The sequence below is a fragment of the Formosa bonchosmolovskayae genome, assembly GCF_051016085.1.
Taxonomy (GTDB): Bacteria; Bacteroidota; Bacteroidia; order Flavobacteriales; family Flavobacteriaceae; genus Formosa.
On the sequence record NZ_CP174605.1, the window covers coordinates 1,435,094 to 1,460,184 of the forward strand.

Sequence of the window (25,091 nt, forward strand, 5' to 3'; positions counted from 1 at the left end):
GTAAAACGGATTATTTTAAAACTTCATTCATGTAGAAGTTAGAATACGCTTCGCCAAATTCTTCTCTGTTTTTGTATCCTAAAACTGGCTTTTTAGAATCTTCTAAATGTGTAGATATTTCTGAGGTAATGTCTTCAGAACCAATAATAATAGCATCGGAATAATCGATGGCTACTTTCATTAAATTGTTATAAGTAGGTTCGCTTAACGTTTTTACAACATCGTCGTTAATATTGTCAAACTTCACTTTCTCAGACATGGTTTTGTTTAGAGTACCATCGAACCCTTGATTGTAGATAGACGTCACTATTTTACTGTCGTTAAATAATGGTTCGCCTGCAAAATATTCTTTTAAATACAACGGAAGTAAAGAAGCTAACCACCCATGAACATGGATAATGTCTGGAGACCAGTTTAATTTCTTAACGGTTTCTATTACACCTTTTGCAAAGAAAATAGCACGCTCATCGTTATCCGAGAACAAGTCACCATTCTCGTCGGTTAAGGTCGCTTTACGTTTAAAATATTCGTCGTTATCTATAAAATATACTTGGATGCGCTCTTTGGGAATCGATGCTACTTTTATAATAAGTGGCATGTCTAAGTCGTTAATTACTAGGTTTATACCAGATAATCTTATAACTTCGTGTAGTTGATGTCTCCTTTCGTTAATGTTTCCATATCTAGGCATAAATATCCTGATTTGTCCACCCTGTTGGTTTACCATTCTAGGCGTTTCAAACGACATAGAAGAGATTTCTGTTTCAGGTAAATAAGGAACTACTTCAGATGATACATATAATATCCTCTTATCTTTCATAAATTACTGGGCTTTTGAGAATTCAAAATAAAAAACAAGCAAAATTACAAAATTTTATGCAGATTGCTAGTAAAATAATAACTTTGCCTTCGTTAATTTTTTATTAAAGGTGAAGGTAATAACAGAAAAATCGGAATTAAAAAAGGAAATAGAACTACTAAAATCTCAGGGTAAGACTTTAGGGTTCGTTCCAACAATGGGCGCTTTACATAAGGGACATTTGTCTCTAGTACAGCGTGCTATAGAAGAAAATGATGCCTTAGTGGTTAGTATTTTCGTAAATCCTACTCAGTTTAATAATCCAGACGATTTAGTTACATATCCAAGAACATTAGAGCGTGATGTAACCTTGTTACAAACTGCATCTAACGATATTTTGGTGTATGCGCCTACTGTCGAAGATATTTATGGGGAACATGTAGTATCTGTGAACTACGATTTCGATGGACTAGAACATAAAATGGAAGGTAAGTTTAGACCCGGACATTTTGACGGTGTTGGTACCATAGTAAAACGATTGTTTGAAATTGTTACGCCAAACACAGCGTATTTTGGAGAAAAAGATTTTCAGCAATTAGCGATTATAAAAAAAATGGTTGAGATGTATAATGTGCCCGTAAGCATTGTGCCTTGCGAGATTTTAAGAGAAGATAGTGGCTTAGCTATGAGCTCTAGAAATGTACGTTTAAAACCAGAATATTTAGAAGCATCTCCATTTATTTATGAAACCTTGAAGACTTCTAAAATTAAGTTTGGCACAGAAAGTGCTAAAGATGTGGTGGAATGGGTTGAGAGTGAGTTTAAAAACCATCCGTTATTAGAGTTGGAATATTTTGTTATTGCAGATGTCGATACTCTAGAGACTATAGAAAACAAAAAAGAAAATACACTATATCGCGCGTTTGTAGCAGTATATGCAGACGATATAAGATTAATAGATAATTTAGCACTAAATTAATTAACTTTGCCACATGCAAATTCACGTAGTAAAATCGAAAATTCACAGAGTTAAATGTACTGGAGCAGATTTAAATTACATTGGTAGTATTACTATCGATGAAGATTTAATGGATGCTGCAAACATTATTCAAGGTGAAAAAGTTCAGATTGTAAATAATAACAATGGTGAACGTTTGGAAACTTATGCTATTCCTGGACCACGAAATAGTGGAGAAATTACATTAAATGGTGCTGCCGCAAGACGTGTTGCGCCTGGAGATGTATTAATACTTATTACTTATGGTATTATGGATTTGGAAGACGCTAAAACATTTAAACCTGCTTTAGTTTTTCCTGATGAAGCAACTAATAAGTTAATTTAATTATTGAATACAAAACTCTCTAAAATACTGAAAATCTCACTCCCAATTTTATTGGGAGTTTTTTTAATAGCCTATTCTTTGTCTAAAGTTTCTATAGACGAGCTTATCGTGTATTTTAAAAACGCAAATTACTGGTGGATTTTACTTGGTGCTATTTTAGGATTGTTAAGTCATTTGTCGCGTTCCTATCGCTGGCTTTTTATGTTAGAGCCTATGGGGTATAAGGTAAAACTGTCTAATAGTATTATGGCAGTGTTTGCGGCTTATCTTATAAATTATACCATTCCAAGGGCGGGTGAAGTTGCTCGTGTTTCTATACTCACCACCTACGAAGGTGTGCCTTTCGAAAAAGGTTTTGGCTCGGTAGTCGCAGAGCGAATAGCCGATTTAATAGTGATGATGTTTATTATTCTAGTCACCCTTTTTCTGCAATTCGATTTTATTTTTAATTTTTTTCTATCAAAATTTAATTTGCCTAAAATCGTTATGGCCGTAGTCGGTCTGGGTGTTTTAGGTTTAGCTTTTTTATACTACATTCGGAAGAGTCGCTCGGTATTGGCTGTAAAAATCCGAACATTTGTAGCGGGGCTTTTAGAAGGGGTTACAAGCATTTTTAAGATGAAGAAAAAGTGGATGTTTATTGCGCATACACTTTTTATTTGGGCCATGTATGTGCTCATGTTTTATGTAACTACGTTTGCCTTAAACGATTTGCAACCCATATCTATGGGAGCTATTCTTATTGGATTTATTTCGGCTAGCTTTAGTATTGCAGCTACAAATGGTGGAATTGGTTCATATCCTGTAGCTGTATATGCGGCCTTCTCATTATTCGGGATTGCAGAAGGTCCGAGTATTGCTTTTGGGTGGATTATGTGGTCGTCTCAAACCATATTAATCATTATCTGTGGTGGCTTATCTTTACTATTACTTCCTGTATTTAATAGAAAAATCAAACTAAAATAGAATTTTCTAAACAAAAAGTATTTTTCTTACCTTGCGTTAGACTAATTACGCTGTTAAATGAAAAGAATTCTCTACTTATTTGTCTTTATAGTTTCTTGTCAGTTTGTTCATGCTCAGGCAATTTACGAAACAATAGAATCCGAAAAACTTGGCGGTACAAGGAAAATAAAAATTCAATTACCTCGAAATTACAGTGAGAATGTCGATAAAAAATATCCGCTTGTCATTGTTTTAGATGGAGATTACTTGTTCGAGGTGGTTGCCGGAAATATAGATTACTACTCGTATTGGGAAGATGTTCCAGAAGTTATTGTTGTGGGAATTAAGCAAGGTGAAACACGTTACGAGGATAACATGTTTTCAGAACAAAACTCTTTGCCTATAGATTCTGGTGCTGATTTTTTTGAATTTATCGGCATGGAATTAATTCCATACATTCAAGATACTTATAGAACAGAAGACTTTAAATTGGCTATCGGACATGGGCAAACAGCAAATTTTATAAACTACTATTTATTAAAAGATAAGCCTTTATTCCAGTCATATATAGTGATTAGTCCCGAATTAGCATCTAACATGACACGCTATATTCCGGATCGCTTAGGTAAAATAGACAGAAAAACATTTTACTATTTAGCGACCACTACAGACGATCTTAAATCTGTAATTGAAGGGACAGAATTATTAGATAATAGTTTAAAAAGTGTAGACAATGCGTTCTTGCAATACGATTTCGATAAGTTCGAAGGCTTAACCCATTACTCTGTTGTAGCGCAAGCAATTCCTAAGGCTTTGGAGCGTATTTTTTATACCTATCAGCCTATTACTGCACGTGAATTTGAAAAAGATATCATGGCTTCAAACGAGCCTTCGATAGAGTATTTAAAAGAAAAATATGCAGCCATAAAAGAGCTGTATGGTGTAGATAAAACCATTTTGGTAAACGATTATAAAGCCATTGCAACTGCAATAGAAAAGAAATCGGAGTTTAAAGATCTTCACGAGTTAGGAAAAATGGCTCGCGATTCTTATCCAGAAACAATGTTAGGGCAATATTATCTCGCCCGTTATTACGAAGAAACTAATCAGCCTAAAAAAGCAATGAAAATGTATCAGTCGTCTTATATTTTCGACGAAATTGGAGGGCTCACAAAAGATGATATGATTGAACGTGCAAATCAACTTAAAGCAGATTTCGGATATTAATGGCGAAAGTTAAAACCACATTTTTTTGTCAGAGTTGCGGTGCGCAATACGCTAAATGGCAAGGCCAGTGTAATTCGTGTAAGGCATGGAATACAATCGTAGAAGAAGTAATCCAAGCACCCGAAAAGAGTGACTGGAAAATACCAACCAAAGGCGGTGCTACAAAACGGACTTCAAAACCGCTTTTAATTAATGAAATTGATGCCTCTCAAGAAGCGCGACTAGATACATTCGATCAGGAATTTAATCGTGTTCTAGGTGGTGGTATTGTGCCAGGTTCATTAACACTGTTAGGCGGAGAACCTGGGATTGGTAAAAGTACTTTGCTACTTCAGGTTGCTTTAAAATTACCTTATAAAACCTTATATGTTTCTGGAGAAGAAAGTCAGAAGCAAATAAAAATGCGTGCCGAGCGTATTAATCCTAATAATAGCAATTGCTATATTTTAACCGAAACCAAAACGCAAAATATCTTTAAGCAAATAGAAGATTTGCAACCCGATATTGTTATTGTAGATTCTATTCAGACTTTACATAGCGATTATATCGAGTCGTCTTCAGGAAGTATTTCTCAGATAAAGGAATGTACAACCGAGCTTATAAAATATGCTAAAGAGACGTCGACGCCAGTTGTTTTAATCGGACATATTACCAAAGACGGACATATAGCTGGGCCAAAAATATTGGAACATATGGTAGATACCGTGCTTCAGTTTGAAGGCGATCGTAACCATGTGTTTAGAATTTTAAGAGCCAATAAAAACCGATTCGGATCTACAAACGAACTCGGAATTTACGAAATGCAAGGTTCTGGCTTAAGGGAAGTTTCTAACCCTTCTGAAATTCTAATATCTAAAAAAGATGAAGAGTTAAGTGGGAATGCAGTGGCTGCTACTTTAGAAGGTATGCGACCATTAATGATAGAAGTTCAGGCTTTGGTAAGTACTGCCGTGTATGGTACACCACAGCGATCGGCGACGGGTTTTAATGCCAAACGTTTAAATATGTTGTTGGCCGTTTTAGAAAAACGAGCTGGATTTAGATTGGGAGCAAAAGATGTCTTTTTAAATATTACTGGAGGTATCACTGTAGACGATCCAGCGATAGACTTAGCTGTTGTTGCCGCCATTTTATCTTCTAACGAAGACGAAGCGCTAGCAAAAGATTATTGTTTCGCGGCCGAAGTTGGTTTGTCTGGAGAAATTCGTCCGGTTCAACGCGTGGAACAACGTATTTTAGAAGCCGAAAAATTGGGCTTTTCAACCATATTTGTATCCAAGTACAATAAAATATCACTGAAACCAAAAGCTATTAAAATTCAATTAATTTCTAAGATTGAAGATTTAGTAGATTTAATTGTGTGATTTAGCAGTTTTTTTCGGTTTTAGAGTAACGTTTTAGGGGGAATTTCGACTTAAAGGGTATGTGTTCATTTTATTTTTAATTCAAAAAAATCAATTCAAATTCAAATATATGAAAATCAATATTTTAAAGCTATCTATGCTTAGTGTCATTGCTTTTGGAAGCTTAACAGCTTGTAAAGACGAGAGTAAAAAAGAAACAGCAGAGGTGGTTGATGTGGAAGTTGTGCCAGGAATCAACTTAGATTACATGGATAAATCGGTTAAGCCAAACGATGATTTCTTTATGTACGTAAACGGAAATTGGGTAAAAAATAATACCATTCCAGACGATAGAACACGATGGGGAAGTTTTGATGAGTTAAGACAAAAAACAGATGAGGATGTTTTAGGTATTTTAAAATCTGCCATGTCGGAAGATAAAGATCTTGGTAAAATTGAAGTACTTCCAGGTTCAGATCAAGAAAAAGCTGTTTTTTTATATGAAACCATTATGGATACAGTGGCTAGAAATAAGGCAGGAATTGAACCTTTAAAACCTACTCTAGCGAAAATAGATGAAATTGCTACAATTAAAGATTTAGAGGCGTATTTAATAGAAATGGAGCCTAAAGGAGGCGGTGGCTTCTTCGGATTTTGGGTTGGTGCCGATGCAAAAGATAGTAATAAAAATGTGGCGAGTTTAGGAACGGGCCGTTTAGGTCTGCCAGACCGTGATTACTATGTAAAAGACGATGCAGATTCTAAAGATAAGAGAGAGAAGTATGTAGCACACATTACAAAAATGCTTCAGTTTTTAGGAGATACAGAAGAGGTTGCAAATGCACAAGCAAAACAAGTTTTAGCTTTCGAAACAAGTTTAGCAACACCTAAATTAGATAAGGTAGAATTAAGAGATAGACGTAAAACATACAATCCAACAGCGGTATCAGATTTACAAAAAATGGCACCTTCTATAGATTGGTCAGCGTATATTGAAGGTATTGGGGCTAAAGATTTAGATACCATTATTGTTAGAGAACCAAAATATGTAAAAGCCTTGAATTCTATTTTAGAGAAAAACAATGTTAGCGATTGGAAAGCATATTTACGTTGGTCTGCACTTAATAGTTCTGCAAGTTTGCTTAGTACCGAGTTAGAATATGCCAATTGGGAGTTTTATAGCAAAACTTTAGGTGGAGCAAAAAAACAACGTCCAAGTGAAGAAAGAGCATTACAGACTATTAATAGAACTGTAGGAGAAGCTTTAGGTAAATTGTATGTAGATAAAAAATTCCCGCCAGAAGCTAAAGCTAAAGCAGAAGAAATGATCGAGAATGTAATTAAAGCATTCGAAAACAGAATTTCTGCATTATCTTGGATGAGTGAAGATACAAAGCAAAAAGCCATAGAAAAGCTACAAGCAACGACTATAAAAATAGCGTATCCAGACAAATGGAAAGATTATTCAGCTTTAGAGATTAAAGGTCCAGAAAATGGAGGTACATATCTTCAAAATATTCAGAATGCTAGAACCTGGAATTTTAAAGATAATATCGATAAATTAGGAAAACCTGTAGACAAAACCGAATGGGGTATGGCGCCACAAACGGTGAATGCATATTTCAATCCGTCTTATAACGAGATTGTATTCCCAGCCGCTATTTTACAACCTCCTTTTTATAACTATCAAGCAGACGATGCTGTAAATTATGGTGGAATTGGAGCTGTAATTGGTCATGAAATTTCTCATAGTTTTGACGATTCTGGATCGCGTTACGATAAAAATGGAAACTTGAATAACTGGTGGACAGATAAAGATTTAGAAGAGTTTACAAAATTAGGTAAAGCGTTAGCTGACCAATACAGTAGCCTAGAAGTGTTGCCAGAAACATTTATTAATGGTGAATTTACTTTGGGTGAAAATATCGGAGATTTAGGTGGTATAAATGCGGCTTACGATGCGTTACAAATGAGCTTTAAAGAAAACGGTAAGCCAGAACCAATTGATGGATTTACGGCAGAACAACGTTTCTTTATGTCTTGGGCTACGGTTTGGAGAAGTTTGTATAGAGATGATGCTTTAAAAAATCAGATTAAAACAGATCCGCATTCTCCAGGAATGAATCGTGCTGTACAACCGCTTTTAAATGTCGACTCGTTTTACGAAGCATTTAATATAAAAGAAGGCGACTCTATGTATATCGAACCAGAAAACAGAGTTAAAATCTGGTAGGCACTTTCGTTTGAGTTAAAAATTTTAAAACCCCCGACATTTTGTTCGGGGGTTTTCTTTTACCTTTCATTTTTAATAAAGATTATTAGCCATACCTATGAAAGTAAAAGGAATTTTATTAGCGATATTAAGTGTCATGATACTGTCTTGCGGTACACGCAAAACCATAAATAAAGATGAATTAGTTGCAACCTTAAATGACTATACAACCAAGGTCGATGGAAATACCGCATTAAAGCAAGCGGTATCCGATGGGGTCTTAACAGATCTTCAAGGTGCCGAAGATATCGGAACCTATAAAATTTATGTGGATTACGATAAGCAGACCAATGATTTAGTGCGTGTTAGGAATGTAGAAAAAACAGGAAACCTTAGAGACGAAAACTATTATTTTAAGGATAATGCTTTGGTGGTTGTAATTGTAAAATCTTCTGTAGCTAAAGAAAAGCGAATTTACCTTAATAAGGGCAATATAATCTCTTCTTCAAATATAGATTCTAAAGAAGAAGATCTGCTTTTATCTAAGGCAAAACGCTTTCAAAGCGAATATAAAAGCAACTAAAAAAGGAATTTAAAAGACCAATTATTTTCAATTGGTTTTTTTGAGTATTAACACCGCTGTTTTCTTAAAATTCATTAATTTCGCGTTCTTATAAGAAAATAGAACGAATGAGCATGAGATTTCCTGAGTATAAAGGTCTTAACTTACCAAATGTTGCAGAAGAAATTCTTGATTTTTGGGAGTCTAAAAATATATTTGAAAAGAGTATCACAACTAGAGAAGGAAAGGAACCCTATGTTTTTTTCGAAGGGCCTCCTTCTGCAAATGGCTTACCTGGTGTTCACCATGTTTTAGCACGTTCTATTAAAGATATTTTTCCGCGTTACAAAACCATGAAAGGATTCCAAGTAAAGCGTAAAGCGGGTTGGGATACACACGGTTTACCCATTGAACTTGGAGTGGAAAAAGAGTTAGGGATTACCAAAGAAGATATTGGTAAAACCATTTCTGTAGAAGATTATAACGCGGCTTGCCGTACTGCCGTAATGCGTTACACAGGTATTTGGAACGACCTTACCCGTAAAATGGGATATTGGGTAAATATGGACGATCCCTATATTACTTACGATCCAAAATACATGGAAAGCGTATGGTGGTTGTTAAAACAGATTTACGATAAAAAATTAATCTACAAAGGGTATACCATTCAGCCGTATTCTCCTAAGGCAGGAACAGGTTTAAGTTCTCACGAATTAAATCAGCCAGGAACCTATCAAGATGTTACCGATACTACAATTGTTGCGCAGTTTAAAGCCAATGCAGATTCGTTACCAGACTTTTTACAAGACGAAGGCGATATCTTTTTCTTAGCTTGGACAACAACACCGTGGACCTTACCAAGTAACACCGCCTTAACTGTAGGAAATAAAATAGACTACGTTTTAGTAGAAACCTATAACCAATACACATTCGAACCTATGGATGTGGTATTGGCAAAACCATTATTAGCAAAACAATTTGCTGGTAAATTTTTCCAAGTCGATGCTAAGCCTGCATTGTTAGATTACAAGCATGGCGACAAGAAAATACCGTTTTACGTTGTAAAAGAATTTAAAGGAAAAGATTTAGTTGGTATTACTTACGAGCAATTAATGCCGTATGCACTTCCAAACGATAATCCTGAAAATGCCTTTAGAATTATTGCTGGAGATTTTGTTACTACCGAAGATGGAACAGGAATTGTACATACTGCACCTACTTTTGGAGCAGACGATGCCTTGGTTGCTAAACAAGCCACTCCAGAGATTCCGCCAATGTTGGTAAAAGACGAAAATGGAAACTTAGTGCCGTTAGTAAACTTACAAGGTAAATTTAGACCAGAAATGGGAGAATATGCTGGTAAGTATGTGAAAAACGAATACTATAACGATGGTGAAGCTCCAGAACGTTCTGTAGATGTTGAAATCGCTATTCGTTTAAAAGAAGAAAATAAAGCCTTTAAGGTTGAAAAATATAAGCACAGTTATCCAAATTGTTGGAGAACAGATAAGCCTATTTTATATTATCCATTAGATTCTTGGTTTATTAAGGTAACCGACGTTAAAGGACGTATGGTAGAACTTAACGACACCATTAATTGGAAACCAAAATCTACGGGGACAGGACGTTTCGGAAATTGGTTAGCAAACGCTAACGATTGGAATTTATCACGTTCGCGTTACTGGGGAATTCCATTACCAATCTGGAGAAGCGAAGATGGTAAAGAAGAAATTTGTATTGGTTCTGTTGCTGAATTAAAAGCAGAAATGACTAAGGCTGTCGAGGCTGGCGTAATGGAAGCCGATATTTTCGAAAGTTTTGAAATCGGAAACAATTCTGAAGAAAACTACGCACAATTAGACTTGCATAAAAATATTGTCGACCAAATTACATTGGTGTCTGCATCAGGGCAACCTATGAAACGTGAAAGCGACTTGATAGATGTATGGTTCGATTCTGGTTCTATGCCGTATGCACAATGGCATTATCCGTTTGAAAATAAAGAAAAAATTGATGGAAATGAATCATATCCAGCCGATTTTATCGCAGAAGGTGTAGACCAAACACGTGGATGGTTTTATACACTTCACGCCATAGCAACTATGGTATTCGATTCTGTAGCCTATAAAAATGTAGTATCTAATGGATTAGTATTAGATAAAAACGGACAAAAAATGTCGAAGCGTTTAGGAAATGCTGTCGATCCTTTTGAAACGCTTACAGCTTACGGTCCAGATGCCACACGTTGGTATATGATTGCAAATGCAAATCCGTGGGATAATTTAAAATTCGATATTGAAGGTATTGAAGAGGTAAAACGTAAATTCTTCGGAACACTTTACAACACCTATTCATTCTTTAGTTTATATACTAATTTAGATAAATTTAGCTATAGCGAAGCAGACATTCCGTTAGCTGAACGTCCGGAATTAGACCGTTGGATTTTATCAGAATTACACACCCTTATTCAGCGTGTAGACGAATATTATGCAGAATACGAGCCAACAAAAGCGGCACGTGCTATTTCAGAGTTTACACAAGACTATTTAAGTAACTGGTATGTGCGTTTAAGTAGAAGACGTTTCTGGAAAGGCGATTACGAACAAGATAAGATTTCGGCTTACCAAACCTTGTATACCTGTATGCTAACCATTGCAAAACTTGGTGCTCCAATAGCTCCGTTTTTCATGGATAAACTTTACCGAGACTTAACACAAGTGACACAAAAAGAAACATTTGAAAGTGTACATTTGGCTGAGTTCCCTGTGTTTAATGAAGCGTTTGTAGATAAGTCTTTAGAACGAAAAATGGGACGTGCTCAGGTAATTTCTTCTTTAGTATTATCATTACGAGCTAAAGAAAAAATTAAAGTGCGCCAGCCGTTACAGAAAATCATGATTCCTATAGATACTAAGGAACAGAAAGAAGAGATTTTAGCGGTTGCCGATTTAATTAAGCACGAGGTAAATATTAAGGATATCGAGTTGTTAGAAGACGCATCAGATATCCTAGTGAAGCAAATAAAACCAGATTTTAAAGTTTTAGGACCTCGATTTGGTAAAGATATGAAGTTGATTGCTAGTGAGATAGCTAAATTGACTGCAGAAGACATTAAAGAAATAGAACAAAGCGGTACTTTAAGCATTGAAATTAATGGAAAAAGTATTACTTTAGGTCGTGAAGATGTCGAAATTATTTCGCAAGATATTGAAGGATGGTTAGTTGCTAACGAAGGAAACTTAACAGTAGCACTAGACATCACAATTTCTAAAGAATTAAGACAAGAAGGAATTGCAAGAGAATTAATAAATAGAATACAAAATTTACGAAAGGATTCAGGTTTTGAAGTTACCGACCGAATTAGTGTTAAACTTCAAAGACATGATGATATTGTAAATGCTGTAGAGACGAATTTAGAATACATTAAGGTGGAAACCTTAACAGCCGAACTAGAAATTATAGACCTGGTAAACAACGGAATTGATATTGAGTTTGATGACATAGAAACTAAGTTGTTTATAGAAAAACACTAACATTATGAACGTAGATTTAAACGTAAGACATACGGATAAGGATTTGGCAGAATTTAAAGTAATTATTCAAGACAAAATTGAAAAAGCCAAACACGATTTAGATTTAATTAAAAGTGCCTATCAAAACGATTTAAATAACGGAACAGATGATACGTCTCCTACATTTAAAGCTTTTGAAGAAGGTAGTGAAACGATGAGCAAAGAAGCGAATTCGCAATTAGCTATTCGTCAAGAAAAATTTATCCGCGACCTTAAAAATGCGCTTATAAGAATTGAGAATAAGACGTACGGAGTTTGCCGTGTTACGGGTAAATTAATTAACAAAGAACGTTTAAAATTAGTACCACATGCAACGCTTAGTATCGAAGCTAAGAACATGCAATAACAGTACTTTAAATTTATAAAATTAAACGCCTTGCATTATGCAAAGGCGTTTTTTTGCTTTTATATGAAATGTCTTCCTTTTATTTTATTCACCTTTTTTTGTATCACATTAAGCGCCCAAAAACGTATTGATAAAATAATTGATGCGCAAAATATTACCACACTTCAGATTAATGGAAACAATTGCTTTAAAATACATGTAACGGCATCCAAGACTAATCGAATAACAATTCAGACTAAAATAGCTGGCGAACATAATGAAGAGATGTTGGTAATTGCAAAAACACGTAACGATTCTTTATATGTGTCAACTGGATTTCATCCATTATTTCAAGCCGATAATGATAAATTAAGTGCTCATAAAGTAATGTCTATAGAATTAAATATTCAAGTACCAGAACATGTAAGTCTTAATATTAAAAGTGATATCGCTTATGTACATATAGAAGGCATTTTTAACTCCACTTTTATAGAGTTAAATCAGGGCCAGTGTAAGTTAGATGCCTTTGTAGGTTCTGCTAAAATTAACACCATTGAAGGCGCTATTTCTGTAGAAACCAATTTTGCCAAAGTCGATGCAATTTCTAAGCATGGTGCTGTAAACCTGCAACCTTTAATTTCTGGCAAAAATCAAATAGATTTAAAGTCTATTCGGGGAGATATAAGTGTATTTAAAACAGAATAATATTCCTATTTTTGTTGAAAATTTAAAGCATGTCCCTAAAGAAAGCCAGTCTACTTATTTTTATCGTCTTACTTATCGATCAAATAAGTAAAATTTACATTAAAACGCATTTTGTTTTAGGTGAAGATGTAACCGTTTTTAACTGGTTTCGGATTTATTTTATAGAAAATGAAGGCATGGCTTGGGGAACTAAAATCAGTGATTTTACGTCGTCAATCTCAGATCGGACGGCTAAAACATCGCTAACCGTCTTCAGGATTTTTGCCATCTTCGGTATTGGATATTGGTTGTATTCTACGGTAAAAACTAAAGGTCATTACTTGCTTACCTTGGCGATCTCTTTAATCTTTGCTGGGGCGTTAGGAAATATTATTGATTCTGTTTTTTATGGCGTTTTATTTAACGATAGTCACGGGCAAGTGGCTTCGTTTTTACCGGCGACAGGTGGTTACGATACCTTGCTTCATGGTAAGGTTGTGGATATGTTGTATTTTCCTATTTGGAAGGGCTATTTACCAGAATGGTTGCCGTTTTGGGGTGGTAAATTCTTTACGTTTTTCGAACCTGTTTTTAATGTTGCCGATATTGCCATAAGTACAGGATTCGTCATGTTACTTGTGTTTAATAAAAAAGTGTTTCCTAAGGATTAATTTAAAACAATAGGGTGCTTTTTGTTCTTTAGAAGGTATAAATCTTATTAGGCGTTACGCAATAATCTAAAGGAATATCACTGTGGTAAACATCAGAAATTTTAGTTTCAGCTTCAAAAAAAGACAGTCCGATCTTTATGGTTTCCGGATTGCAAGCTTCTAAAAACCGATCGTAAAATCCTTTACCGTAGCCAATTCTGTTTCCGAAAGTGTCGAATGCTAAAAGCGGGATAAATACAACTTCTATACTCGAGTTTGGAATCGGGATACCATCAATAGGTTCAGGAATATTATAACTGTTTTTCTTTATAGTAGTCGCATCGGTAAGTAAAACGTGATCCATGAGTCCAGTTTTAAAATCACTTTTAGAAACCACTATGTTTTTGTCTTTCCCAGAGAGAATGTTAAGAATAAATTCGGTATTTACCTCTTTTTGCTCTTCAATAGTTAAAAAAATATGGTAGAACGATTTATCCCAAATCGGAAGCTTTAAAAGCTGATTAGAGATCTCGATACTTAAGTCGTCGCAAGATTCTAAAGTTAAGGATTTGCGCTTGGTTTTATATAGTTTTCTTAACTCTGCTTTGGTCATAAATCGCGTTTCAGTTTTCTTGTAATATGAAACAAAGCATCTCCTTGGTACACAATGGGAGATTCGTTTACATTTATAATATAACCGCTTGTTTCTGCCTTTACATAATCGTTAAATTTTCCGTAGGGATCGGTAATGTTTCCTAAGATATCTCCACGTTTAACTTTGGTAGACATTAAATCTAAAGCAGGCCTAAACATACCAGAATATTCTGCACGTTGCCATCTGCTTTCCAAAATAAACACACATGGTTTTTTTGGAGCTGTCGCTTTAAATCTAGCATTTAACATGTTTAAATAATACAACACACGTTTTGCTCCGTTAACTCCTGTTGCCGTGACGTTAGCGTCTAAATGTATAGATTTTCCTCCTTCAAAAAGGAGCATGGGAATCCCTAGTTTGGAGCACGTATATCGAAACGATTTACCTAAGTTTTTAGAATACATAACAAATGGAGCTCCAAAAGCCAAGGCTAATTCGTCCAATTCGAAATTCGATTTTTCAATCCGAATTTGCGGCGCATTAAATCTACCCGCGCCACCGGTATGAAAATCGACCACATAGTCCACCGAAGGAATAACTTCGTGAATGAGTTTATGAGCCACCTGACTAGCTAGCGATCCGTTTTCGTTTCCAGGAAATACACGGTTTAAATCGCGACCATCGGGAAACTCTCGCTTTAAGTTTATAAATCCAAAGATGTTAATAACAGGAATGCAAATAATGCTACCTCGTTTGGGCTTGTTTAGGCCTTTTGCTATAATTTGTCGTACTATTTCTACGCCGTTAACTTCGTCTCCATGAATTCCCGCAGTAAACAAGACTGTAGGGCCGGGACGTTTAGAACGCTCTATAAAGACAGGTACATCTACACTAGAAGAGGTGTGTAAATTAGCAACATCAAAACTAATTTCGGCACTTTCTCCAGGTAGAATTTTTTGTCCTAAAACATGTAAAACATCTTTTTGAAACATCATCTATAATTTTGCATTTCGTTCGATAAAGTTGATAATATTTTTAGCGATATTTTTACCTGTAGCACCTTCAATACCTTCTAATCCAGGAGTCGAGTTAACTTCTAACAATAATGGCCCTCTAGCAGATTGTAGCATGTCTACGCCACAAACTGGCAATTTTAAAGCTTTTGCGGCATTAATAGCCAATTCTAATTCGGCAGCGTCTAATTTAATAATATTTGCCGATCCGCCACGGTGTAAATTCGAGCGAAATTCGCCTTCTTTACCTTGGCGTTTCATAGCGCCAACCACTTGCCCGTCTACAATTAATGCTCTTAAGTCGGCACCATTCGCTTCCTTTATAAACTCTTGTACAATTACTCTGGCTTGTAAACCATTAAAAGCCTCAAGCACAGATTCTGCCGCATTTTTTGTTTCAGCTAAAACAACACCTAGGCCTTGAGTTCCTTCTAGTAATTTAATAATTACAGGAGTACCGCCCACGTGTGCAATTACTTCTTCTACATCTCTAGAATAGTTTGTAAATACAGTTTTAGGCATACCAATTCCTGCTTTACTTAGTCGTTGCAAAGATCTTAGTTTGTCTCTAGAACGCTGTATGGCGTCTGAAGTTACGATAGTAAATACATTCATCATTTCAAACTGACGAACCACAGCACATCCATAAAAAGTAACCGAAGCTCCTATTCTAGGGATTATGGCATCTACGTAATCTAAATACCTATTTTTATAATATATAGTAGGTTTTTCTTTTTCAATAATAATGTCGCATTTAAGCGGGTCTATAACTTCAATTCTGTGACCACGCTTTTCACCTTCAGTAACTAAACGTGCTGTAGAGTAAAGTTCTGCGTTCCTTGATAAAATTACAATATTCATTAGGCTTTTAAATTATGAGATAGGTTTTGAAGATCAACATCAACTAAAAATTTTCCTTTTAAGAATTGTCTTCCAATAAGGACAGGGAAACGCATATCGTCTCTTGTGCTTAAAGTTAAGTTGATTTTGTACGTTTTACCAAAGATTATTACTTCAGATTTTATTTTATATCTATTTTCTTTTATTCCGTTACTGCTTTTCACATTGGTAAATGTGTATTCGGTAAAGATGACTTCGTCGCTACTAAAGTTAGGATGACCTTTACTATAAAAAGTGCAATGTAAGGTGTTGTTTACTTCTTTTATTTCAGAACAATGAATGGCAGAAGTATAAGCCCCAGTGTCTATTTTTACATCAATATTATAGAGATCTAATTTAGGGAAATCAAATTTATCTACGCGACCAATTGTACGTTTATCCATGTTAGTGTTAAAAAGGCGAAAGATATTTAAAGTTGAATGAAATGAGTAATAATCTTTGCTAAAATTTATACAATGAAATTTGTTTTAATATTGTTGTAGTATCTTTGTTTTATGGATGAAACCGCATTACAATTACAGCTAAAAACCTTGCCTTCTTCTCCAGGTATATACCAGTATTACGATGCTAATGGTACGATTATTTACGTGGGAAAAGCCAAGAACTTAAAGAAACGTGTGTCTTCTTATTTTAATAAAACACACGATAACGGTAAGACGCGTGTACTTGTAAGAAAGATAGCAGACATTAAACATATTGTGGTAGAAACAGAGACAGATGCTTTGCTTCTAGAAAATAATTTAATTAAAAAGTATCAGCCACGATACAATGTCTTATTGAAAGATGATAAAACCTATCCATGGATCTGTATTAAAAAAGAACGGTTTCCTAGGGTGTTTTCTACGAGAAGAGTTATAAAAGATGGTTCGGAATATTTTGGTCCGTATACTAATTTTAAAACCATACATACGCTTTTAGATTTAATTAAAGGCGTCTATCCGTTGCGCACGTGTAATTATGATTTGTCTGAATCTAAAATTGAAGCGGGTAAATATAAAGTCTGTTTAGAGTTTCATTTGGGTAACTGTAAAGGGCCTTGCGAAGATTACGAATCTATAGAGGAGTACGATAAAAACATTGTTGCAATTCGAGAGATTTTAAAAGGAAATTTTAAAGATTCTTTACTTCAGTTTAAAAATCAGATGAAGCAATTTGCGTCGAATTTACAATTTGAAGAAGCTCAAAAAGTTAAAGAGAAAATTGATGTTTTAGAAAATTATCAGGCGAAATCCACCATCATAAATCCGAAAATTAGCAATGTAGACGTATTTTCAATAGTAAGCGACGAGGGTTTTGGATATGTCAATTTCCTTCAAATTTCTTATGGTTCAATAATTCGAGCACATACTTTAGAAATTAAGAAAAAATTAGACGAAACAGATAAACAATTATTGGAATTGGCAATAACTGAAATTCGTCAGCGTTTTCATTCTAACTCAAAAGAAATATATGTACCTTTTAAAGTGAGTTTAGGAGAGGATTTACGAATTACAATTCCGCAATTAGGAGATAAAAAACGCATCCTGGATTTGTCGCTTCGTAATGCAAAATATTACCGCATGGAACGGTTTAAACAAATTAAAATAACCGATCCAGACCGACATGTTAATCGCATAATGGCGCAGATGAAAACAGATTTACGTTTACATGAAGAGCCAAGGCATATAGAATGTTTCGATAACTCGAATATTCAAGGAACTCATCCCGTAGCCGCTTGTGTCGTGTTTAAGGATGGAAAACCGAGTAAGAAAGATTATAGGCATTTTAATATAAAAACAGTAGTTGGACCAGACGATTTTGCTTCTATGGAAGAAGTTGTTTTTAGGCGTTATAAACGTTTGGTAGAAGAACAGCAACCGTTGCCACAACTTATTATTATCGATGGAGGTAAAGGGCAATTGTCGTCGGCACTAAATGCATTAGACGATTTGGGCTTACGAGGTAAAATTGCAATTATCGGAATTGCGAAACGTTTGGAAGAACTGTTTTATCCGGAAGATCCGATTCCGCTTTATTTAGATAAGAAAAGTGAAACGCTTAAAATAATACAACAATTGCGTAACGAGGCGCATAGATTTGGTATAGAGCACCATAGAAATAGACGAAGTAAAACGGCCTTAAATACAGACTTAGAGACCATCCCTGGAATTGGAGAAAAAACTATTGTGGAGTTATTAAGTCATTTTAAATCTGTTAAACGCATTTCTAATGCATCATTAAAAGATTTGGAAGCAGTTGTTGGATTCTCGAGAGCAAATAAAATATTTAATCATTATCATACCCCATAATTATATGCGTATTATCTTACTTTTTAGTGTTTTTCTTATTGGGATTTTTGGTCGTGCTCAAGAACAGAAATTTAAAAACACTAATGATGTAAAAGTAGGAGTTGTGTTAAGTGGAGGAGGAGCCAAAGGTTTAGCGCATATTGGTGTCCTTAAAGTTATTGATAGTTTAGGCATTCGTGTAGACCATATTGCGGGGACAAGTATGGGCGCCATTGTAGGGTCTTTATATGCTTCCGGATATTCGGGAAAAGAAATCGATTCTATTTTTAAAACGATTAATTTCGATAATATCATTATTGATAATCTACCACGGGAGGCCAAAACATTTTATGAGCGAGAAAATACCGAACGGTATGCCGTGACCTTGCCTTTCGACGATTTTAAAGTGCGACTTCCAACGGCATTATCGCGCGGACAAAACACTTTTAATTTGTTGTCTGAACTTACTTTGCGTGTTAATGATATAACCGACTTTAGTAAGTTGCCGATTCCCTTCTTTTGTATGGCAACTAATATAGAAACAGGTGAGGCGGTACAGTTAAATAAAGGAAATCTCGCACAATCGGTTATGGCCAGTGGGGCTTTGCCAACTTTATTTCAGCCCGTTATTATAGACGGTAAATCGTATATAGATGGAGGTGTTGTAAATAATTACCCGCTAGACGAAATGCGCGCTAAAGGGGTTGATATTATAATAGGTGTCGATGTGCAAGATCGCTTGTCTAAGAGTACAGATTTACAATCGGCTACCGAAATTTTATATCAGATTCAGAACTATAGAACACTGAGTGATATGGCCAAAAAAATTGAAGATACCGATATTTACATCACTCCGAATATTGAGAATTTTAATGTTATTTCATTTAACGAAGGTGCCACGATAATTAAAAATGGTGAGTTGGCGGCGGAGAGAAAAGTAGAAGAGTTAGAAAATGTAGCAACACATCAAACTGTAAAGCGCGAAGCACGTTACTATGCCAGACAATTAGATTCAATCTCTATAAATGATATTGAAATTCATGGCAACGATAGGTATACAAGATCTTATATTCAGGGGAAGTTAAAATTGAAAAACGACACCCGTGTGAGCTATCTCGATTTTTCTAGTGGTGTAAACAACCTTATTGCAACCGATAACTTTGAAAGTTTTACTTACGATTTAAAGCCGTCTAAAGATAAAGAGGGATACGATTTAATTGCATATGTAAAGGAGAGCTCTCGAAAAACGGCGCTTAAGTTTGCATTGCATTACGACGATTTGTATAAAAGTGCGGCGCTGGTAAATGTGACAAGAAAGCGACTATTGACTAAGAATGACGTTGCGTCTCTAGATTTAATTTTAGGAGATAATTTGCGTTATAATTTTGAATATTATATCGATAAAGGATTTTATTGGAGTATAGGCGTAAAATCTAGATATAACCAATTTAATAAAAATGTAAGTTCTGTCCTTTATTTAGAAAACGCAAAAGATTTGGGGATTAATAAGATAGATGTCGAATTGCAAGATTTTACAAATCAGTTCTATGTTCAAACTCAGTTTTTTAATGATATGACACTGAGTTTAGGATCTGAGCTTAAGTATCTAAAAATTGAATCGGAAACCGTTTCCGATAGTCCCGATAACTCTAATAGAGTGTTTGAAGATTCGCATTGTTTTAGTTTCTATGGTAAGTTAAATTACGATTCTTACGATAATAAATACTTCCCAACAGAAGGCTTTTATTTTAATGGCGATTTTCACTTGTATCTCTATTCGTCTGCCTTTAACGATAATTTCACCGAGTTTTCTATTGCAAAAGCAGATTTAGGTTACGCATTTAAAATATCTAAAAAGTTGTCTGCTCGTATCACTAACGAGGGCGGATTTAGAATCGGAGAAAATGAAAGTCCGTTTCTGGATTTTGCTTTAGGTGGCTATGGAGATAATTTAATTAACAATATAAAATCGTTTTACGGTTACGACTGGTTGTCTATTTCTGGAGATAGCTTTGTAAAATGCATGATTAAATTAGACTATGAGTTTGCAAGAAAACATCATGTTTTTGGTGCTGCAAATTATGCCAATATCGGAGATGGTATTTTCGAATCTATCGATTGGCTGGCTTTACCCGATTATTCCGGATATGCATTAGGCTATGGCTGGGACACATTTATGGGGCCTATAGAACTTACATATTCGTATTCGCCAGAAAATAAAAGTAGTAACTGGTTTTTTAATGTCGGCTTTTGGTTTTAGTAATTTGTACTGATTGTAAAATCTAAAAATGATTCTTGAAAACTGTTCTTAAAATAGGGTGTTGTATAAGTAAATTATTAATTTGCTATCTAAAAGCATCAAAAATGTAAAGTGTTTAACCTAAATTTAATGACAAATCTCAATTAGAGTCATCTTTTAAATTGATTGAGTTTTAATCTTTTAATACATTTGGAATAGATATTGTTAATATATGTAAATAATATCTGTTAAGGTTAAAGAATTATTGTCCCAATCTAAATTAAAGTATGAAATATTCAATTATTATTTTCTTGTTTACTATCACTTTAGGCGCAAAAGTATCGGCTCAAAAAGAGAGTGCTTTTCAGGAAGGCGAGTGGTTTAAATTTGAAATGAATTATAGCGGTTTTCTTAAAGCAGGAGAAGCAACTTTGGAAGTTAAAAACAGGTATTACGATGGAAAGCCTGTATACCATGTGGTAGGAAAAGGATGGACTACTGGAGCCTTAAAATGGTTTTTTAAAGTGGACGATCGTTACGAAACTTACATAGACAAAACAACTTACGCACCTTATAAATTTATTAGAAAAATTGATGAAGGTGGACATACCAAAAACATTGAAATAGAATTTGATCACGATAATAAAAAAGCACTAATTCACGATAAAAAGAATAAGACTAAGAAAGAAATGGATATTGCTGCCAATGTGCAGGATATGGTTTCGACGTATTATTATTTTAGAAATGAGATTGATCTAGATAATCTTAAAGCTGGAGATGAGTTAACGGTTAATATGTTTTTTGATGAAGAAAACTATGGTTTCAAATTAAAATACCTAGGTGAAGAAACTATAGATACCGATTTTGGAAAAATGGCGGCTTTAAAATTTAGACCTTATGTTATGGCAGGTCGAGTTTTTAAAGAAGAAGAAAGTTTAACGTTATGGGTCTCTAACGATAAAAATAGAATGCCTTTAAAAGTTCAAGCCGATCTTGCAGTCGGTTCCTTACGAGCTGATTTGTCAGCCTTTAAAGGTTTAAAATATCCCCTTAAAATCATAGTTAATAATTAAGAACACTCTGTTATTTGCTAATTTTTAATTCATGGTTAGTCTCCTAAGCAGTGAGAATGAGGTGCGATATCTAAATTATGATGTGTAAACTTTTTAAAAAGGGTAGATTTAAGATATTTATTAACAGTTTTAGAAGGGACTAAGTACAGTGAATTTATTAAATTAGCGGCATTCTATAGCTAGCCTAATCTTTACACAATGTTTTAACCATTGTCTGCGTTAGTAAAAGAATATCACAGATAAGTGGGTTTTGTGTCGAGCTGTTAAACATTGTTTATCTGATGCATACCAGTACAAATCATAATAGCAAAAAAAGCAAATATTTTTCCGGATTTATGGATCAAACAAGAATGAGAAGATTGGGTCAGAAGTGTACACTCCTTTTGGCTGTCACACTAGGTTTTATAAGTTGTAAAAGTGACCCCGAAAAACAAACTAACGAAGATTTAGCAGTAGTAGAAAAAGAGGTTCTTGTCCCTGATGTTTACGAATTTGGATTTAATTTAAACGATTACATCGTAAAAAGAGATACGGTTAAAGCGGGAGATAGTTTTGGAAAAATTTTAGAAAGTAACAATGTGGGCTTTTCTAAAATTTACGAAATTGCAGAAACAGCAAGAGATAGTTTCGATATTAGAAAAATCCAAATCGGGAAACCTTACACACTCCTTTGCGCTAAAGATTCTTTAGAAACCCCTAGAAGTTTTATTTATCAGCCAAATAAAGAAGAATATGTGGTAGTAAATTTTCACGACAGTATTCATGCTTTTACAAGTAGAAAGCCTATAAAATATGTTGAAAAGGAATATTCTGGTGTTATAAATAGTAACATCTCGCAAACTCTAGCCGATGATGGTTTAAGCCTTATTTTGGCATATAAAATGTCGGATATTTATGCGTGGACTATCGACTTTACAAGACTTCAAAAAGGAGATCGTTTTAAAGTGATTTATACCGACAAATATATTGACGATACAATTTATGCCGGAATAGATAAAATAAAAGCGGCATATTTTCAGCATAATACAGAGCCATTTTACGCTTTCGAGTTTGAAACCGATCCGGTAAATGGTATTACAGATTTCTACAACGAGGAAGCTAAAACCTTACGCCGTGCCTTCTTAAAAGCACCGGTAGAATATAAGCGTATTTCATCTCGATTTAATTTAAATAGACGAATTGCTTTATACGGTAACCGAGTGCGTCCGCACAAAGGAACCGATTTTGCTGCTAATATTGGGACGCCTATTGTGGCAACTGCAAGCGGTCGTGTTACAAAATCGAGTTATACTGGAGGAAATGGGAATTATGTGAAAATTCGTCACAATAAAATTTACGAAACACAATATCTTCACATGCAGAAACGTAAAGTTAAAGAAGGGGAATACGTTAAACAAGGCGATGTAATTGGTTGGGTTGGAATGACAGGAAATACCTCTGGGCCACACGTGTGTTACCGTTTTTGGAAAAATGGGGTTCAAGTCGATCCGTTTAAACAAAAGTTACCTGCGGCCGAACCGATTTCAGAAAATTTAAAAGTTAAATATTTAGAGTATATTAAACCTATTAAAATACAAATAGATGCTGTACCGTTTAAAGGCGTTCCACAGCATAAACCAGAACAAAATTTAATAACACAAGGATATTAATCATGGCATTACCAACTATCAACCCAACCACTACAGAAGCATGGAAAAATCTTCAAAACCATTTTGAAGACATTAAAAACACCCATATGAAGGATTTATTTGCAAACGATCCTGATCGCGCAGATAAAAACACGATAATTTGGGAGGATTTTTATGTAGATTTTTCAAAAAACAGAATAACTGAAGAGACAATGAAATATTTGCTTCAGTTAGCAGATGAGGTGAAGTTGAAAGATGCAATGCAAGGTTATTTCTCTGGAGATGTTATTAATGAAACTGAAGGACGTGAAGTATTACATACGGCTTTAAGAGCTCCAAAATCGGCTAAAGTTTTAGTGGATGGCGAAAATGTAATGCCGGAAATATATAGAGTAAAAGCCGAAATAGAAACCTTTACAAACAAAGTTGTAAATGGTGAATTAAAAGGATTTACAGGTAAATCATTTACAGATATAGTAAATATTGGAATTGGAGGTTCAGACCTTGGTCCTGCCATGGTGGTAGAATCGTTACAATATTATAAAAATCACTTAACCACACATTTTGTAAGTAATGTAGATGGCGATCATGTAAACGAAGTGATTAAAACCCTAGACCCAGAAACAACCTTATTTGTTGTGGTGTCTAAAACCTTTACCACTCAAGAAACATTATCTAATGCCAATACCTTACGTACTTGGTTTTTAGAACATGCCAATCAGGAAGCTGTAGCTAGTCATTTTGTGGCTGTATCTACCAATATCGAAAAAGTAAAAGAATTTGGTATTGACGAAGCCAATATTTTCCCGATGTGGAATTGGGTTGGTGGACGTTTTTCACTGTGGAGTGCTGTAGGTTTAACGATTAGTTTAGCCGTTGGTTACAAAAACTTTGAAAGTTTGTTAGAAGGTGCTCACGACATGGACGAGCATTTTAAAACTACAGATTTCGATAAAAATATTCCTGTTGTACTTGCGTTATTAAGCGTGTGGTATAATAATTTCTTTGGGGCAGAAAGTGAAGCGGTAATTGGTTATAGCCAATATTTAACGCAGTTTGCTACTTATTTGCAACAAGGTATTATGGAGAGTAATGGTAAAAGCATAGATCGAAATGGCGATCGCGTAAATTATCAAACGGGGACTTTAATTTGGGGGGAACCAGGTACAAATTCGCAACATGCCTTTTTTCAATTAATTCACCAAGGAACAAAATTAATTCCAGCCGATTTTATTGGTTATGTAGAGTCTTTACATGGCAATTCCGATCACCAAGATAAATTAATGTCTAATTTCTTAGCGCAAACAGAAGCGTTGCTTAACGGAAAGACAGAGGAAGAGGTATTGTCTGAAATGGCTACTCAGAATTTATCTGAAGCCGAAAAATCAAAATTACTACCATTTAAAGTTTTTGAAGGTAATAAACCTACAAATACGCTTTTTATAAAGAAACTTACACCTGCCAGTTTAGGTAAATTAATCGCGATGTACGAGCATAAAATTTTCGTTCAAGGTGTGATTTGGAACATATTTAGCTACGATCAGTGGGGTGTAGAGCTAGGAAAGCAACTTGCAAGTAAAATTTTAAAAGAATTTGATGGTAGTGAAAATTACGAACATGACAATTCCACTCTTAATCTTTTAAACTTTTATAAAAAAGGACGTCAATAACCTATAAAGACGTAAAAAATACTCTAAAAGTTCTTCCTTTTTGT

The 25,091-nt window shown here is 34.8% G+C and carries 21 protein-coding genes; 16 read left to right on the top strand and 5 right to left on the bottom strand.

The window, feature by feature from the left end:
• Window positions 1–10: 10 nt before the first annotated feature.
• A complete protein-coding gene (locus ACKC83_RS05975) occupies window positions 11–820 on the bottom strand; it encodes a glycogen/starch synthase (protein WP_434037377.1) in 810 nt (269 codons plus the stop codon).
• A gap of 109 nt (window positions 821–929) precedes the next feature.
• On the opposite strand from ACKC83_RS05975, the gene panC reads away from it, so the two are divergent.
• The 11 genes from panC (at window position 930) to ACKC83_RS06030 (ending at window position 13,683) form a co-directional block, all read left to right on the top strand.
• Window positions 930–1,778, top strand: coding sequence for a pantoate--beta-alanine ligase (panC, locus tag ACKC83_RS05980; RefSeq protein WP_434037378.1), 849 nt, complete (start codon window positions 930–932; stop codon window positions 1,776–1,778).
• 13 nt (window positions 1,779–1,791) lie between these two features.
• Window positions 1,792–2,142 carry an aspartate 1-decarboxylase gene (gene panD / locus ACKC83_RS05985; protein ID WP_038532496.1) on the top strand — a complete coding sequence of 117 codons (351 nt, stop codon included), beginning with the start codon at window positions 1,792–1,794 and terminating at the stop codon, window positions 2,140–2,142.
• Between the two features lie 3 nt (window positions 2,143–2,145).
• Window positions 2,146–3,108, top strand: coding sequence for a lysylphosphatidylglycerol synthase transmembrane domain-containing protein (locus ACKC83_RS05990; protein WP_434037379.1), 963 nt, complete (start codon window positions 2,146–2,148; stop codon window positions 3,106–3,108).
• Between the two features lie 57 nt (window positions 3,109–3,165).
• Entirely contained in the window at window positions 3,166–4,314 is a 1,149-nt protein-coding gene (locus tag ACKC83_RS05995) for an alpha/beta hydrolase (RefSeq protein WP_414035682.1), read from the top strand.
• Window positions 4,314–5,678: a DNA repair protein RadA gene (gene radA, locus ACKC83_RS06000; RefSeq protein ID WP_434037380.1), complete on the top strand. Its 1,365-nt coding sequence runs from the start codon at window positions 4,314–4,316 to the stop codon at window positions 5,676–5,678. Before ACKC83_RS05995 ends, radA begins: the two co-directional genes overlap by 1 nt.
• Before the next feature lie 109 nt (window positions 5,679–5,787).
• Window positions 5,788–7,890, top strand: coding sequence for a M13 family metallopeptidase (locus ACKC83_RS06005; protein ID WP_434037381.1), 2,103 nt, complete (start codon window positions 5,788–5,790; stop codon window positions 7,888–7,890).
• Window positions 7,891–7,987: 97 nt separating this feature from the next.
• Window positions 7,988–8,452, top strand: coding sequence for a hypothetical protein (locus tag ACKC83_RS06010; protein ID WP_434037382.1), 465 nt, complete (start codon window positions 7,988–7,990; stop codon window positions 8,450–8,452).
• A gap of 107 nt (window positions 8,453–8,559) precedes the next feature.
• Entirely contained in the window at window positions 8,560–11,964 is a 3,405-nt protein-coding gene (gene ileS, locus ACKC83_RS06015; protein WP_434037383.1) for an isoleucine--tRNA ligase, read from the top strand.
• 4 nt (window positions 11,965–11,968) lie between these two features.
• Entirely contained in the window at window positions 11,969–12,349 is a 381-nt protein-coding gene (locus ACKC83_RS06020) for a TraR/DksA family transcriptional regulator (protein ID WP_414035677.1), read from the top strand.
• Between the two features lie 63 nt (window positions 12,350–12,412).
• Window positions 12,413–13,033 (top strand): hypothetical protein, encoded by a 621-nt coding sequence (locus ACKC83_RS06025; RefSeq protein WP_434037384.1) that lies wholly within the window; start codon window positions 12,413–12,415, stop codon window positions 13,031–13,033.
• Window positions 13,034–13,062: 29 nt separating this feature from the next.
• Window positions 13,063–13,683 carry a lipoprotein signal peptidase gene (locus ACKC83_RS06030; protein WP_434037385.1) on the top strand — a complete coding sequence of 207 codons (621 nt, stop codon included), beginning with the start codon at window positions 13,063–13,065 and terminating at the stop codon, window positions 13,681–13,683.
• 28 nt (window positions 13,684–13,711) lie between these two features.
• Here the strand turns inward: ACKC83_RS06030 and ACKC83_RS06035 are convergent, their stop codons facing one another.
• Genes ACKC83_RS06035 through ACKC83_RS06050 form a run of 4 tightly spaced genes read right to left on the bottom strand, consistent with a single transcriptional unit; the run spans window position 13,712 to window position 16,553 of the window.
• Entirely contained in the window at window positions 13,712–14,275 is a 564-nt protein-coding gene (locus tag ACKC83_RS06035) for a 5-formyltetrahydrofolate cyclo-ligase (protein ID WP_414035674.1), read from the bottom strand.
• The gene (locus ACKC83_RS06040) at window positions 14,272–15,249 is read right to left on the bottom strand and encodes a succinylglutamate desuccinylase/aspartoacylase family protein (protein ID WP_414035988.1); all 978 of its coding nucleotides are present in this window, start codon (window positions 15,247–15,249) and stop codon (window positions 14,272–14,274) included. The genes ACKC83_RS06035 and ACKC83_RS06040 overlap by 4 nt, the downstream gene beginning before the upstream one ends.
• Before the next feature lie 3 nt (window positions 15,250–15,252).
• Entirely contained in the window at window positions 15,253–16,131 is an 879-nt protein-coding gene (rimK, locus tag ACKC83_RS06045) for a 30S ribosomal protein S6--L-glutamate ligase (protein WP_414035673.1), read from the bottom strand.
• Window positions 16,131–16,553, bottom strand: coding sequence for an ATP-dependent zinc protease family protein (locus ACKC83_RS06050; protein ID WP_414035672.1), 423 nt, complete (start codon window positions 16,551–16,553; stop codon window positions 16,131–16,133). Before ACKC83_RS06050 ends, rimK begins: the two co-directional genes overlap by 1 nt.
• A 111-nt stretch (window positions 16,554–16,664) precedes the next feature.
• Here ACKC83_RS06050 and uvrC point away from each other — a divergent pair, with 111 nt between their 5' ends.
• The 5 genes from uvrC to pgi all read left to right on the top strand — a co-directional run bounded on the left by uvrC (window position 16,665) and on the right by pgi (window position 25,047).
• Window positions 16,665–18,458, top strand: a complete 1,794-nt coding sequence (uvrC, locus tag ACKC83_RS06055; RefSeq protein ID WP_434037386.1) for an excinuclease ABC subunit UvrC — start codon at window positions 16,665–16,667, stop codon at window positions 18,456–18,458.
• Window positions 18,459–18,462: 4 nt separating this feature from the next.
• Window positions 18,463–20,697, top strand: coding sequence for a patatin-like phospholipase family protein (locus ACKC83_RS06060; RefSeq protein ID WP_434037387.1), 2,235 nt, complete (start codon window positions 18,463–18,465; stop codon window positions 20,695–20,697).
• Window positions 20,698–20,963: 266 nt separating this feature from the next.
• Window positions 20,964–21,749: a DUF3108 domain-containing protein gene (locus ACKC83_RS06065; protein ID WP_434037388.1), complete on the top strand. Its 786-nt coding sequence runs from the start codon at window positions 20,964–20,966 to the stop codon at window positions 21,747–21,749.
• 335 nt (window positions 21,750–22,084) lie between these two features.
• Window positions 22,085–23,398, top strand: coding sequence for a peptidoglycan DD-metalloendopeptidase family protein (locus ACKC83_RS06070; RefSeq protein ID WP_434037389.1), 1,314 nt, complete (start codon window positions 22,085–22,087; stop codon window positions 23,396–23,398).
• A 2-nt stretch (window positions 23,399–23,400) separates the two neighbouring features.
• Window positions 23,401–25,047: a glucose-6-phosphate isomerase gene (pgi, locus tag ACKC83_RS06075; protein WP_434037390.1), complete on the top strand. Its 1,647-nt coding sequence runs from the start codon at window positions 23,401–23,403 to the stop codon at window positions 25,045–25,047.
• The last annotated feature ends 44 nt before the right edge of the window (window positions 25,048–25,091 follow it).

What these genes read in the sequence shown, in the direction of transcription:
- ACKC83_RS05975 (WP_434037377.1), bottom strand. Translation starts at nt 820, where the DNA reads ATGAAAGATAAGAGGATATTATATGTATCATCTGAAGTAGTTCCTTAT.
- panD (WP_038532496.1), top strand. Translation starts at nt 1,792, where the DNA reads ATGCAAATTCACGTAGTAAAATCGAAAATTCACAGAGTTAAATGTACT.
- ACKC83_RS05995 (WP_414035682.1), top strand. Translation starts at nt 3,166, where the DNA reads ATGAAAAGAATTCTCTACTTATTTGTCTTTATAGTTTCTTGTCAGTTT.
- radA (WP_434037380.1), top strand. Translation starts at nt 4,314, where the DNA reads ATGGCGAAAGTTAAAACCACATTTTTTTGTCAGAGTTGCGGTGCGCAA.
- ACKC83_RS06005 (WP_434037381.1), top strand. Translation starts at nt 5,788, where the DNA reads ATGAAAATCAATATTTTAAAGCTATCTATGCTTAGTGTCATTGCTTTT.
- ACKC83_RS06010 (WP_434037382.1), top strand. Translation starts at nt 7,988, where the DNA reads ATGAAAGTAAAAGGAATTTTATTAGCGATATTAAGTGTCATGATACTG.
- ileS (WP_434037383.1), top strand. Translation starts at nt 8,560, where the DNA reads ATGAGCATGAGATTTCCTGAGTATAAAGGTCTTAACTTACCAAATGTT.
- ACKC83_RS06020 (WP_414035677.1), top strand. Translation starts at nt 11,969, where the DNA reads ATGAACGTAGATTTAAACGTAAGACATACGGATAAGGATTTGGCAGAA.
- ACKC83_RS06025 (WP_434037384.1), top strand. Translation starts at nt 12,413, where the DNA reads ATGAAATGTCTTCCTTTTATTTTATTCACCTTTTTTTGTATCACATTA.
- ACKC83_RS06030 (WP_434037385.1), top strand. Translation starts at nt 13,063, where the DNA reads ATGTCCCTAAAGAAAGCCAGTCTACTTATTTTTATCGTCTTACTTATC.
- ACKC83_RS06035 (WP_414035674.1), bottom strand. Translation starts at nt 14,275, where the DNA reads ATGACCAAAGCAGAGTTAAGAAAACTATATAAAACCAAGCGCAAATCC.
- ACKC83_RS06040 (WP_414035988.1), bottom strand. Translation starts at nt 15,249, where the DNA reads ATGTTTCAAAAAGATGTTTTACATGTTTTAGGACAAAAAATTCTACCT.
- rimK (WP_414035673.1), bottom strand. Translation starts at nt 16,131, where the DNA reads ATGAATATTGTAATTTTATCAAGGAACGCAGAACTTTACTCTACAGCA.
- ACKC83_RS06050 (WP_414035672.1), bottom strand. Translation starts at nt 16,553, where the DNA reads ATGGATAAACGTACAATTGGTCGCGTAGATAAATTTGATTTCCCTAAA.
- uvrC (WP_434037386.1), top strand. Translation starts at nt 16,665, where the DNA reads ATGGATGAAACCGCATTACAATTACAGCTAAAAACCTTGCCTTCTTCT.
- ACKC83_RS06060 (WP_434037387.1), top strand. Translation starts at nt 18,463, where the DNA reads ATGCGTATTATCTTACTTTTTAGTGTTTTTCTTATTGGGATTTTTGGT.
- ACKC83_RS06065 (WP_434037388.1), top strand. Translation starts at nt 20,964, where the DNA reads ATGAAATATTCAATTATTATTTTCTTGTTTACTATCACTTTAGGCGCA.
- ACKC83_RS06070 (WP_434037389.1), top strand. Translation starts at nt 22,085, where the DNA reads ATGGATCAAACAAGAATGAGAAGATTGGGTCAGAAGTGTACACTCCTT.
- pgi (WP_434037390.1), top strand. Translation starts at nt 23,401, where the DNA reads ATGGCATTACCAACTATCAACCCAACCACTACAGAAGCATGGAAAAAT.